Annotated in this window: 11 protein-coding genes; 3 read left to right on the top strand and 8 right to left on the bottom strand. The window is 70.0% G+C overall.

Features of this window, described 5'->3' with window-relative positions; genetic code table 11:
* Positions 1-26: 26 nt before the first annotated feature.
* The 3 genes from PHA84_RS13090 to argG all read left to right on the top strand — a co-directional run bounded on the left by PHA84_RS13090 (position 27) and on the right by argG (position 2,687).
* Positions 27-203, top strand: a complete 177-nt coding sequence (locus PHA84_RS13090) for a hypothetical protein (protein ID WP_270888559.1) — start codon at positions 27-29, stop codon at positions 201-203.
* Positions 204-327: 124 nt separating this feature from the next.
* Entirely contained in the window at positions 328-1,251 is a 924-nt protein-coding gene (locus PHA84_RS13085) for a 3-methyladenine DNA glycosylase (protein ID WP_270888558.1), read from the top strand.
* A gap of 11 nt (positions 1,252-1,262) precedes the next feature.
* A complete protein-coding gene (gene argG, locus PHA84_RS13080) occupies positions 1,263-2,687 on the top strand; it encodes an argininosuccinate synthase (RefSeq protein ID WP_270888557.1) in 1,425 nt (474 codons plus the stop codon).
* A gap of 24 nt (positions 2,688-2,711) precedes the next feature.
* On the opposite strand, the gene cimA is transcribed toward argG, so the two are convergent.
* The 8 genes from cimA to PHA84_RS13040 form a co-directional block, all read right to left on the bottom strand.
* On the bottom strand, positions 2,712-4,292 hold the full coding sequence (cimA, locus tag PHA84_RS13075; protein WP_270888556.1) for a citramalate synthase: 1,581 nt from the start codon (positions 4,290-4,292) through the stop codon (positions 2,712-2,714).
* 256 nt (positions 4,293-4,548) lie between these two features.
* Positions 4,549-5,322 (bottom strand): gamma-glutamyl-gamma-aminobutyrate hydrolase family protein, encoded by a 774-nt coding sequence (locus PHA84_RS13070; RefSeq protein WP_270888555.1) that lies wholly within the window; start codon positions 5,320-5,322, stop codon positions 4,549-4,551.
* On the bottom strand, positions 5,322-6,089 hold the full coding sequence (locus PHA84_RS13065; protein ID WP_270888554.1) for a 3-oxoacyl-ACP reductase: 768 nt from the start codon (positions 6,087-6,089) through the stop codon (positions 5,322-5,324). The genes PHA84_RS13070 and PHA84_RS13065 overlap by 1 nt, the downstream gene beginning before the upstream one ends.
* Positions 6,090-6,101: 12 nt before the next feature.
* Positions 6,102-7,475 (bottom strand): aldehyde dehydrogenase family protein, encoded by a 1,374-nt coding sequence (locus PHA84_RS13060; protein ID WP_270888553.1) that lies wholly within the window; start codon positions 7,473-7,475, stop codon positions 6,102-6,104.
* Positions 7,472-8,839, bottom strand: coding sequence for a glutamine synthetase family protein (locus PHA84_RS13055; RefSeq protein WP_270888552.1), 1,368 nt, complete (start codon positions 8,837-8,839; stop codon positions 7,472-7,474). Before PHA84_RS13055 ends, PHA84_RS13060 begins: the two co-directional genes overlap by 4 nt.
* Before the next feature lie 16 nt (positions 8,840-8,855).
* Positions 8,856-9,584 carry a FadR/GntR family transcriptional regulator gene (locus tag PHA84_RS13050; protein ID WP_270888551.1) on the bottom strand — a complete coding sequence of 243 codons (729 nt, stop codon included), beginning with the start codon at positions 9,582-9,584 and terminating at the stop codon, positions 8,856-8,858.
* Between the two features lie 4 nt (positions 9,585-9,588).
* Positions 9,589-11,112, bottom strand: a complete 1,524-nt coding sequence (locus PHA84_RS13045) for an amino acid permease (RefSeq protein WP_270888550.1) — start codon at positions 11,110-11,112, stop codon at positions 9,589-9,591.
* Positions 11,113-11,241: 129 nt separating this feature from the next.
* Positions 11,242-12,351: a branched-chain amino acid aminotransferase gene (locus tag PHA84_RS13040; protein WP_270888549.1), complete on the bottom strand. Its 1,110-nt coding sequence runs from the start codon at positions 12,349-12,351 to the stop codon at positions 11,242-11,244.
* Positions 12,352-12,402 lie beyond the last annotated feature (51 nt).

Here is a 12,402-nt window from a genome sequence, read left to right as displayed (position 1 = left end):
ATATATGCCAGCGCATGATTTCAGTCATGACCATCATCCTGCTCCTGGCGTTCGTCACCGCTCTCGTCGCCGCGCTCGAGCGGCACCACCGGCACACGTGGAACCTGCCGCACGCCCCGCACGGCGCCGACTCCACCATCGCCTTCACCGACCTCGACCACGACTGGGACCGCGTCCTTCACGACGCCGACGCTCGGCGCTGACGTACAGCCCCGCCTCCCTCCACTCGTCCACCTGGTTCGAGGTGAACACGCCGGAGAGCCGCCGCGCGTCCGCCTGGAACGCGATCCCGGGCGGGTACTGCCCCAACCTGGGTACCCTCCAGCCGTGGAGCGATGGCAGGCACTCGAGGCGGACCACGTCGCCCGCGCCGACCGCGCCACCCGGGCCCACCGCGAGCGCCGCCAGTCCGGTCGGCCGCACCCCGTTGAGGACTTCCTCTTCACCTACTACCCGTTCCGGCCGGCGCAGCTGCGCCGCTGGCACCCGGGTCCAGGGGTCCCGCTCGAGGGCGCCGCGCCGCTCGCTAGAGCGCGGTGGCGGTACTACCGCACCGTGGGTGACACCGTGGAGCTCGACGTGACGGCATACCTCGCGGAGCGGGCAGACACCGTCGAGCTCGTCCGTCGGCTCGTGTCAGCAACGCAGGGCCGGGCTCCTCAGCTGGGCTGCTTCGGGCTCCACGAGTGGGCCATGGTCTACCGCCTGGACGAGGACCGGACCAGACACCGCGGCTGGCCGCTGCGGCTGGGTCGGGCGGGCACCGACGCCGTCGTGGAAGGCCTGCCCCTCCGTTGCACCCACTACGACGCCTTCCGCTTCTACACGCCGCCGGCGCGCTCGCTCAACCTCGTGCAGCCGAGCCGGGACTCCCAGGTGTCGCTGGAACAGCCGGGGTGCCTGCATGCCGGGATGGACCTGTACAAGTGGGCTTTCAAGCTGGGCCCGGCCATACCGGGCGAGCTGCTGCTGGACTGCTTCGACCTGGCACGCGAGATCCGCGAGCTCGACATGCGCGCCTCTCCGTACGACCTCAGCGAGCTGGGCTACTCCCCGGTCTGCATCGAGAGGCCGAGCGGACGTGCGGAGTATGCCGCCGCCCAGCGCGGCTTCGCGGCGCGCGGACAGGCGCTGCGCCTTCGGCTGCTGAGGGCGATCGAGGCGCTGGAGCTCCACGCCGGAGGCACTGCCGCCCAACGGTCGCCGACCCGGCGCCCGGACCCGTGCGCGGCGCCCCAGGCCGGCCCGTAGGCTGACCTACCGTGTCCAAAGTTCTCACGTCCCTGCCTGCTGGTGAGCGCGTCGGGATCGCCTTCTCCGGTGGTCTCGACACCTCTGTCGCCGTCGCCTGGATGCGCGAGAAGGGGGCCATCCCCTGCACCTACACGGCCAACCTCGGTCAGTACGACGAACCGGAGATCGAGACCGTGCCCGACCGCGCAGGCCAGTACGGCGCCGAGCTGGCCCGGCTGGTCGACTGCCGGGCGGCCCTGGTCGAGGAGGGGCTGTCGGCCGTGGCCTGTGGCGCCTTCCACATCCGTAGCGGCGGCAGGACCTACTTCAACACGACCCCGCTGGGCCGCGCCGTGACGGGCACCCTGCTGGTCCGCGCGATGAAGGAGGACGGCGTCGACATCTGGGGCGACGGCTCCACCTTCAAGGGCAACGACATCGAGCGGTTCTACCGGTACGGGCTGCTGGCGAACCCGGCACTGCGGATCTACAAGCCGTGGCTCGACGCCCACTTCGTCGACGAGCTCGGTGGCCGGCACGAGATGTCGCAGTGGCTCACCGCCCGTGACCTGCCCTACCGGGCCAGCGCGGAGAAGGCGTACTCGACCGACGCCAACATCTGGGGGGCCACGCACGAGGCCAAGACGTTGGAGTTCCTCAGCGAGAGCATGGAGGTCGTCGAACCCATCATGGGCGTGCGGTTCTGGGACGAGTCCGTCGCCATCGCGGCGGAGGACGTCAGCGTCCGGTTCGAGCAGGGGCGACCGGTGGCGCTCAACGGGCAGGTGTTCGCCGACGACATCGCCCTCGTGGACGAGGCGAACCGCATCGGCGGTCGCCACGGGCTGGGCATGTCGGACCAGATCGAGAACCGCATCATCGAGGCGAAGTCGCGCGGCATCTACGAGGCCCCCGGCCTGGCGTTGCTGCACCTCACGTACGAGCGCCTCCTCAACGCCATCCACAACGAGGACACGATCGCCGGCTACCACGAGCAGGGCCGACGCCTGGGCCGGCTCCTCTACGAGGGGCGTTGGCTCGACCCCCAGTCGCTGATGATCCGCGAGTCCCTGCAGCGCTGGGTCGCCTCGGCGGTCACCGGCGAGGTGACCGTGCGGCTACGCCGTGGGGACGACTACACGATCGTGGACACCGCCGGCCCCGCCTTCAGCTACCACCCCGAGAAGCTCTCGATGGAGCGTACCGAGGACGCCGCCTTCGGGCCCGTGGACCGGATCGGACAGCTCACCATGCGCAACCTCGACATCGCTGACTCGCGGGCCAAGCTGGAGCTGTATGCCGCCCAGGGCCAGCTGGTGGCACGGCACCAGGACCTCGTCGGGGACCTCGAACCGGGTGGGGCCAATGCGATCTCGTCGAACCCGCGGGCGGCCCGGGCGGACAGCGAGGACGACGCCCTCGACCGAGCGGCGATCGAGTCGGGTACCGACTGAGCCCGGCAACCGACTGAGCTCTCCTCAGCGGACGGGTACGCCGGCCCGGACCAGGCCGTAGGTCACGCCCTCCACGAGGGCGTGCCAGGAGGCCTCGACGATATTGCCGGCGACGCCGATGGTCTCCCAGGACGTCTCGCCGTCGGAGGTCTCGATGAGAACCCGGGTGACTGCGTCGGTGCCGTGCGCCGCGTCCAGGATGCGCACGCGGAAGTCGATGAGCTCGAGCTTGTCCAGCTCGGGGTAGGCAGGTGCCAGGGCGCGCCGCAGCGCGTGGTCGAGCGCGTTGACCGGGCCGTTGCCCTCCCCGGTCGCCACGACCCTCTCGCCCCCGGCGACCACCTTGACCGTCGCCTCGGACAGCGCACTCTCGTCGCCGCGGGCATCGGTGATGACGCGCCAGGACTCCACCTCGAAGAACGTGTAGCTGTCGTCCTCCACCTCACGGCGCAGCAGGAGCTCGAAGGAGGCGTCGGCCGCGTCGAACGTGTAGCCGCGCAGCTCCAGCTCCTTGACCTTGGCGAGCACCCGGCTCAGCAGCACGTCGTTGCCCGACAGGTCGTACCCGAGCTCGCGCCCCTTCAGCTCGATGCTGGCTCGCCCCGCCATGTCCGAGACGAGCATGCGCATGTCGTTGCCGACGTGCTGGGGGTCGGTGTGCTGGTACAGGTCCGGGTCGACGCGGATGGCGCTGGCATGCAGGCCGGCCTTGTGCGCGAACGCGCTGGCACCCACGTACGGCTGGCGGGAGTAGGGCGGCACGTTGGTGATCTCGCTGATCGAGTGCGCGATCCTCGTCGCCTCACGCAGCCGGTCGGTCTCCAGGAGGGGAAGCCCGCGCTTGATCTGCAGGTTGCTCACCACCGTGAGGAGGTCCGCGTTGCCGGTCCGCTCGCCGTACCCGTTGATGGTCCCCTGGACGTGCGTGGCCCCGGCGTCGACCGCTGCCATGGAGTTGGCCACGGCGCACCCCGTGTCGTTGTGGCAGTGGATGCCGAGTCGGGCGGAGGTCGCGGCCACGGCGTCGGCGACGACGTCCGCGACCTGGTTCGGCAGCATTCCTCCGTTGGTGTCGCACAGGGCCACCACTTCGGCCCCCGACTCCATCGCGACGCGCACGACCTCCAGCGCGTAGCCGCGGTCCGCGGCATACCCGTCGAAGAAGTGCTCGGCGTCGAGGAAGACCCGCCGGCCCTCACCCCGCAGGAACGACACCGTGTCCCGGACCATCTCGAGGTTCTCCTCGAGCGTGGTCCGCAGCGCCGACTCGACGTGGCGGACGTGGGACTTCGCCACGAGGGTCACCACCGAGGCGCCGGAGTCCACCAGCGCGCGCACGAGCGGGTCGTCGGCTGCGCGGCCGCCGACCCGCCTCGTGGCGCCGAACGCGGCCAGGGTCGCGTTATGCAGCCGCAGCTCGGTCCGGGCACGGGCGAAGAACTCGGTGTCCTTGGGGTTCGCGCCCGGCCAGCCGCCCTCGATGAAGCCGACGCCGAGCTCGTCCAGGTGTGAGGCAATGGCGAGCTTGTCGGACACCGAGAGGTTCAGGCCCTCCTGCTGCGCGCCGTCGCGCAGGGTCGTGTCGTATACCTGCAGGTCGCTCATCGCGGTCTTCCCGTCAGCTCAGCGTCGTCTTGCCGGTCCTGGTGGTGCGGTCTCCCTGTCGCTCGGTACCTGCCGGGGTGTGGCCGGCACCGTTGCCGTACAAAGCAAAAGACCCCCCGGGTGCGGGAGGTCTGCGCGACGAGGAGGTCTCGTCGCGCTAGTCGATAATCACCATGGTGGTAGCCATGTGCCAGGATGTCACGGGCTCACTGTCCCACGGCTCACGTCGCCACCCAAGCCACGGTCCGCATGGTGGTCAGGACGCAGCAGCGCTCACGAGCGCCTCGAAGAGGCGCGGGTCGTCGCCCTCCTCCGGATGCCACTGCACCCCGACCCTGAACCTTGCGTTCGGATCCTCCATCGCCTCGAGCGTCCCGTCTTCGGCCCAGGCCGCCGGCACGAAGCCAGGGTGGGTCAGGACGGACTGGTGGTGGTACGACGGCACCGCGGTCTGCCGACCCAGCAGCCGGCCGAGGCTGGTTCCGGGGACCGTCCGGACCGGGTGCCGACCGTAGACCGCCAGGGCCGGAGAGTGGTCGACATGGCCGACGCGGTCAGGCACGTGCTGCTCCAGGGTGCCCCCGGCGGCGACCGCCATGACCTGCATGCCACGGCAGATGCCGAGCAGCGGCGTGTCCGTGGCCGCCGCGGCGGTCGCCAGGGCGAGCTCCATGTCGTCGCGGTCCGCTCGGTGGTCCTGCGCGTGTGGGTGGCGTGCCTGCGAGTACCGGTCGGGGTCGATGTCGGGGCCTCCAGCGATGACGAGCCCGTCGAGACGGGACAGGACCTGCGTCGCGAGCTCCTCGTCGGCGTCGGCCCTCGGCGGGATGATCACGGCGAGGCCGCCGGCCTCCTCGACCTTGGTGACGTAGGCCTGCGGCAGCACGGAGCTCGGCACGTCGGTCCAGTCGCCTCGCGACGCCGGCTCGACGTAGCAGGTGATCCCGATGACAGGCCGGGCCCTGACCATGCGAGCGGAGTCCATCGCAGCGGAGTCCATCGCAGCGGAGTCCATCCGAGCCGTCGCCATCAGAGGGGCGTGACGTAGGCGCCCGCGATTCCCCCGTCGACGAGGAACTGCGAGGCGGTGATGAAGCTGGACTCGTCGCTGGCCAGGAAGAGCACCGCGTTGGCGATCTCCTCCGGCTCGGCGAACCTCCCGAGCGGGATGTGCACGAGCCGCCGGGCCGCCCGCTCCGGGTCCTTGGCGAACAGCTCCCGCAGCAGCGGCGTGTTGACCGGACCCGGACAGAGCGCGTTGACGCGTATGCCCTCACGCGCGAACTGCACTCCCAGCTCGCGCGACATCGACAGCACCCCACCCTTGCTGGCGGTGTACGAGATCTGGCTCGTGGCCGCGCCCATGACGGCCACGAACGAGGCCGTGTTGATGATCGACCCGCGCTTCTGCTCCAGCATGTAGGGCAGCGCAGCCTTGCAGCAGAGGTACACGCTGGTGAGGTTGACCTCCTGGACCCGGCGCCAGGCGCCGAGGTCCGTTGTCAGGATGGAGTCGTCCTCCGGCGGTGAGATCCCGGCATTGTTGAACGCCACGTCCACCGAGCCGAACCGTTCCTTCGCCGCGGCGAAGAGCGCCTCCACCTGTCCGGCGTCGGTAACGTCACAGTGCACGTACGCACCGTCGACCTCCTTCGCCACAGTCTCGCCGGACTCGTCGTCGAGATCGCCGACGACGACGCTCGCGCCTTCCTCGGCGAACCGGCGCACGGTCGCCAGACCGATGCCGCTGCAGCCGCCCGTGACGACGGCAACCCTGCCGTCGAGCCTGCCTGCCATGGTGTGGTCCTCTCAGGAGTCCGTGGAGATGAAGACGTTCTTGAGCTCGCTGAAGGCGTCGAGCGCGTCAGGCCCGAGCTCCCGGCCGAGACCGGAGTGCTTGAAGCCGCCGAAGGGAGTGGAGTAGCGGACGCTGCTGTGCGAGTTGACCGAGAGGTTGCCGGCCTCCACAGCGCGGGCCACCCGCATCGCACGGCCGACGTCGCGGGTCCAGATGGAGCCTGACAGCCCGTACGCCGTGTCGTTGGCCTTGGCCACTGCGTCGGCCTCGTCCTCGAACGGCATGACGGCCACGACGGGCCCGAACACCTCCTCCTGCCAGACGCGGTCGCTGGTCGAGCCGGGAAGGACGACGGTCGCGGGGTACCAGTACCCGTCTCCCTGGGGTGCCTGGCCTCGGAAGGCGACCTCGACAGGCTCCTGCGCGTCCTCGACGTACGAGCGCACCGCCTGCCGCTGGGCATCGCTGATGAGCGGCCCCATCTCCGTCGACTCGGCTGCCGGGTCCGCCACGACGACGTTCTTGACGGCCGGCTCGAAGAGCTCCATGAAGCGGTCGAAGACGCTGCGCTGCACCAGGATCCGGCTTCGCGCGCAGCAGTCCTGACCGGCGTTGTCGAACACGCCGTACGGCGCGGTCGCGGCGGCACGCTCGAGGTCACTGTCCTCGAACACGAGGTTGGCACTCTTGCCACCGAGCTCGAGGGTCACGCGCTTCACCTGGTCGGCCGCTCCCCGCATGATGCGCTGGCCGACCGCGGTCGACCCCGTGAAGCACACCTTCCGCACCGCCGGATGGGTGACGAACCGCTCGCCCACCACGGAGCCCCGCCCCGGCACCACGGTGAAGACGCCCTCGGGCAGGCCGGCGTCAAGGGCCAGCTCCCCCAGCCGGATCGCCGTGAGCGGCGTGAGCTCGGCGGGCTTGAGCACGACCGTGTTCCCGGCCGCCAGGGCGGGCGCGAAGCCCCATGCCGCGATGGGCATCGGGAAGTTCCAGGGGACGATGACGCCGACCGTCCCCAAGGGCTCCTTGAACGTCACGTCGATTCCTCCGGCGACCGGGATCTGCCGGCCGAACAGCCGCTCAGGGGCGGCCGAGTAGTACGTCAGCACGTCCCGGACGTTCCCCGCCTCCCAGCGGGCGTTGCCGATGGTGTGTCCGGCGTTCGCCACCTCGAGCTGGGCCAGCTCCTCGGAATGTGAGTCGACCTGTTCGGCGAACCGTCGCAGCAGCAGCCCTCGGTCGGCCGGTGTGACCGCGCGCCAGGCGGGACCGGCCGACTCCGCGGCCGCGATGGCTGCGTCGGCCTGGTCGAGGCCGGCGAGCGGCACCGTGGTGACGACCTGCTCGGTCGCCGGGTTCAGAACGTCGTGGACGGTCATAGCCTCTCGAACCCCCTGATCCGCTCCCAGTCGGTGACCGCCGAGCTGAACGCGTCGAGCTCGACCTGGGCGGCGTGGACGTAGTGGTCGACGACGTCGTCCCCGAAGCAGTGGCGGGCGATGGCCGAGCCTGCGAAGAGGTCACGCCCTTGGCTCAGGAGCGCCGGGACGCGCGCCTTGTCCGAGGCGTAGGCGTTACCGGTGAACGCGGGCTCCAGCGGCAGCTCCTGCCTGATGCCGTGCAGCCCACCGGCGAGCATCCCCGCGACCGCGAGGTAGGGGTTCACGTCGCCTCCCGGGACCCGGTTCTCGACCCTGAGCCCGGCGCCGTGGCCGACCACCCGCAAGGCGCAGGTGCGGTTGTCGGTACCCCACGCGACGGCGGTGGGGGCGAAGGAGCCGGGCTGGAACCGCTTGTAGGAGTTGACGTTCGGCGCGTAGAGGAGGGTGAACTCGCGCAGGGTTGCCTGGACGCCTGCCACGAAGTGCTCGAACAGCGCACTGCGACCGCCCTCCCGCGAGTCGTCCGCGAAGACCGCCTCACCGTCGCCTCCCCGCAGCGACAGGTGGATGTGGCACGAGTTGCCCTCACGCTCGTCGAACTTCGCCATGAACGTCAGCGACTGCCCGTGGGTGGCGGCGATCTCCTTGGCGGCGTTCTTGTACACGACGTGGTTGTCGCAGGTCCGCACGACGGTGTCGTACAGGAAGGCGATCTCATGCTGGCCGAGGTTGCACTCCCCCTTCGCCGACTCCACCGTGACGCCGCCGGCATACATCTGGTTGCGGATGTCGCGCAGCAGCGGCTCCACCTTCGTGCCGCCCAGGATCGAGTAGTCGACGTTGTACCGGTTCGCACCGACCAGTCCGTGGTACCGGCGGTCCCAGGCCTGCTCGTAGGACTCCTCGAACACGATGAACTCCAGCTCCGTCCCGGCCAGCGCCACGAAGCCGAGCTCAGCGGCGGCGTCGACCTGCGCCTTGAGGACGGAGCGGGGTGACGGCCGCACGGGGCCGCTGCCGTCGAGCCACGACAGGTCGCACTGCACGGTGGCGGAGTACGGCTGGCCCGGCGTACGACGCAGGGTGGTGAGGTCGAGGTCGAACATCATGTCCCCGTAGCCGCGCTCCCACGAGCTGATCGCGTACCCGTCGACCGTGTTCATGTCGACATCGACAGCGAGCAGGTAGTTGCAGCCCTCGGTCCCATGGCGGAGCACGCTGTCGAGGAAGAACTGGCCGTGGATCCGCTTGCCTTGGAGCCGGCCCTGCATGTCGGTGAAGGCCACGACGACGGTGTCCACGGCACCCGAGGAGATGTCCGCGCGCAGCTGCTCCACCGTGAGCCGAGGTGGGGTCGTCATGTGTTCTCCTGGTTGGTCATCCGAGCAGTCCTCGCAGCAGGGCGGCCGTGGCGTCGCAGTGTTCCTCCATCGCGGTCCGGGCGGCGTCGGCGTCCCCGGCGAGGATGGCGGTGACGATGCAGTCGTGCTGGGCGCTGGAGTGGGCGATGTTGGTCGGCAGCACCGGGATGGCAGTGAGCAGCTCGTGCAGGGCGGCCTGCGCCCGCGTGACCGCCTCGATGAGCATCGGTGACCCCGACAGCGTGGCGACGGCCAGGTGCAGCCGGGAGTCCGCGACGCGGTGGCCCTTGGAGTCCGGCGCGTCGCGGACCTCCTGGCAGGCCTGCGCCAGCCAGGACCGCTGGTCTGCCGACAGCGACCGGCGCGCCGCCAGGGCGGCCGCGCCCGGCTCGACCACGCGCCGGAACTCCAGCGCGTCGGACAGGTCGGCACCGCGGCGTCCGGCAACGGGCTCGGAGTCCCGGGGCAGGTCAGGCCCGCGGTAGACGACGACCGTGCCCCCGCCGCGCCCGCGCGTCGTCGTCACCAGCCCGCTGTCGCGCAGGGCCGCGATGGCCTCTCGCAGCGTCACCCGGCTGACGCCCAGCCGCTCGGCGAGCTCGCGCTCCGGCGGCAGCTGCTCGCCGTGGGCGAAGACCCCCAGCCGGACCGCGGTGGCGAGCTGCTCCACCGTCGACTCGAACGCGTTCACGGCGGCAGGTCGCAGCACCGCGTCCGGGAGCCGCCGCTCATGCAGGGGCGACATGGCCTCAGTCACGCAGCAGCTCACGGGCCGGCTTGGTGTCGTGGCCCTCTGGCACGTCGCGCATGAAGTGGTGGCGGCCCCCCACCAGCCACGACACGGTGGCGAAGGCGAACACCACGACCACCGCGACGGGGGCGTAGTTGAAGGTGCTGTCGCCCAACGTCCCGGGTGCGTACTGCGGAAGCATGAAGAGGATGACGATGAAGCCCACCCACACCACGGCGACCCACCCGATCACCGGGCTCCACCGGCCCAGCGACCAGGGGCCCTCCCGGAAGTCCGGGTTGACCCGCCGTAGGAGCACCGGGGCGGCGTACGCGATGTAGAGGCCGATCACGGCGATGGAGGTGACGGCGAAGTAGGCGGTCAGGCTCTTGAGCGCCGGAAGGGTCAGGACGATGGACCCCGCCACACACAGCCAGATCGAGTTTGTCGGCGTGCCGCTGCGCGGGTTCACCTTCGACCACAGCTGGGAGCCCGGCAGCGCGTTGTCACGGGAGAAGGCGTACGACATCCGGGAGTTCGCCGTCACGGACGCCATCCCGCAGAAGAACTGGGCCACGGCGCAGATGAACAGCAGCAGCTTGCCGAGGGTGGCGCCCGCCGCGTCGATGAAGATCTGCGCCGGCGGCAGGCCGGTCTCGGAGGTGCGTTCGGCGGCATAGTTCTGGATCGACGCTGTCACCGCGATGAGCAGGACCCAGCCCGCCACGATCGAGACCCAGACGCTGCGGACGATGCCCTTCGGCGCCTCGGTGGCCGCACTCTTGGTCTCCTCGGCGACGTGGGCCGAGGCGTCGTACCCGGTGTAGGTGTACTGCGCCATGAGCAGGCCGATCAGGAAGGCGTAGAGCCCGTTGCTGAACCCCGTCTGGTTGCGGAACTCGGTGAACGTCCAGGACAGGGACTGGTGGCGGTCCGGGACGAAGGCCAGCACCGCCACGATGATGGCGACGCCGGCCAGGTGCCACCACGCGCTCACGTTGGAGAGCAGCCTGACCAGGTTGACGCCGAAGGTGTTCAGCAGCCCGTGCAGCACGATGATCACCAGGAACGCGACGAAGGTCGAGGTGGCGGAGACGGGCGCCCCGAAGACGAGGTTGAGCAGGGCCGTCCAGGTGATGGCGGCGCCGTAGTCGATCGCCGCGGTGACGGCCACCTCGCCGAGGAAGTTGAACCACCCGACATACCAGGCCCAGGCCCGCTTGTTGGTGCGGGCCAGCCGGCCGGCCCAGAAGTACAGCCCACCGGCGGTCGGGTACGCCGAGCAGATCTCCGCCATGGCCAGCGCCACGCACAGGACGAAGACGCCGACCAGCGGCCACCCGATGGTGATGGCCACGGGTCCTCCGGCATCCATGGCCAGGTAGTACGTCGTGATGCAGCCGGCCAGGATGGAGATGATCGAGAACGAGACGGCGAAGTTGGAGAAGCCGCTCATCCCACGGTGGAGCTCCTGCTTGTAGCCGAGCTCCGCCAGTCGTGCGGCGTCGTCGTCGATGGTGGACGTGTCTGGAGGAACGCTCATGGGTCACCTCGAATACGTCTGGCAGCGGACCATTGTCCGGCGGACAAAGGCGTGACCGGATCATTCACCCATCAGCAGCGTGGCGTCAATGGTCTGCGCATAGACCATTGACGCCAGGCCAGGGGTCCCTTACACGAGCCTCGTCATCCACCCGAAGGGGTCCTCGGCGCGTCCGTACTGGATGTCCAGCAGCCGCTCGCGGATGCTCCTGGTCACCTCGCCGTAGTCGACGCCGCGTCGGTGGTCGCAGGAGCCGCCTTCCCAGCGCAGCTCGCCGACCGGGGTGATCACCGCCGCCGTGCCACACGCGAAGACCTCGACGATGTCGCCGCTGGCCGCACCGTCCTTCCACTCCTGGATCGGGACCTTGCGCTCCTCCGGCTGCAGCCCCATCTCCTTGGCCAGCTGGAGCACCGAGGAACGCGTGACCCCCTCCAGGATCGAGCCGGTCAGCTCCGGAGTGACGAGCCGGTTGTCCTTGGTGACGAAGAACAGGTTCATGCCGCCGAGCTCCTCGACGTTGGTGTGCGTAGAGGAGTCGAGGAAGACGGCCTGGTCGCAGCCGTTCTCGATGCCCTCGAGCTGCCCGGCCAGGCTCGAGGCGTAGTTGCCACCTGTCTTGGCTGCCCCGGTGCCGCCCTCGCCGGCACGGGCATAGTGCTGCGAGAGCCAGATCGTCACCGGCCTGATGCCCCCGCTGAAGTAGGCGCCGGCGGGCGAGGCGATAACCGAGTAGGTCACCTCCGCGGCAGGACGGACCCCCAGGAACGCTTCCGAGGCGTACATGAACGGGCGCAGGTAGAGGCTCGTCTCACCGGTCCCGTAGGCGGGGACCCAGGCCTGGTCGACCTCGACGAAGGCGCGCAGGGAGGCGAGGAAGTCCTCCTCGGGCAGCTCTGGGAGCGCCATCCGTCGGGCGCTGCGGATCATCCGCTGGGCGTTGGCCTCCGGACGGAAGGTCCAGACGGAGCTGTCCTCGTGCCGGTATGCCTTCATCCCTTCGAAGATCTCCTGCGCGTAGTGCAGGACCGCCGCCGAGGGCATCAGCGAGATGGGCCCGTAGGCAGCGATCCTCCCGGAGTGCCAGCCCTGGCCCTTGGTCCAGGTCGCGGTGAGCATGTGGTCGGTGAAGGTCATGCCGAAGCCGGGGTCCGCCAGTACCGCCTCGCGTTCCGCGTGCGACCGGGGGTCGGTGCGGCGGGTGACCTCGAAGGTCAGCGGTGCGGCGGTCTGGCTCATGGAGTCCTCCTGCGTCGATGCGGGTCTCCTGCCGAGGTTACCTGCCCCATC

It is taken from the genome of Pedococcus sp. 5OH_020 (assembly GCF_027812955.1).
Classification (GTDB): domain Bacteria; phylum Actinomycetota; class Actinomycetes; order Actinomycetales; family Dermatophilaceae; genus Pedococcus.
The sequence above is the reverse complement of the archived record's forward strand: the minus strand, read 5'-3'. Positions and strand labels throughout refer to the sequence as shown.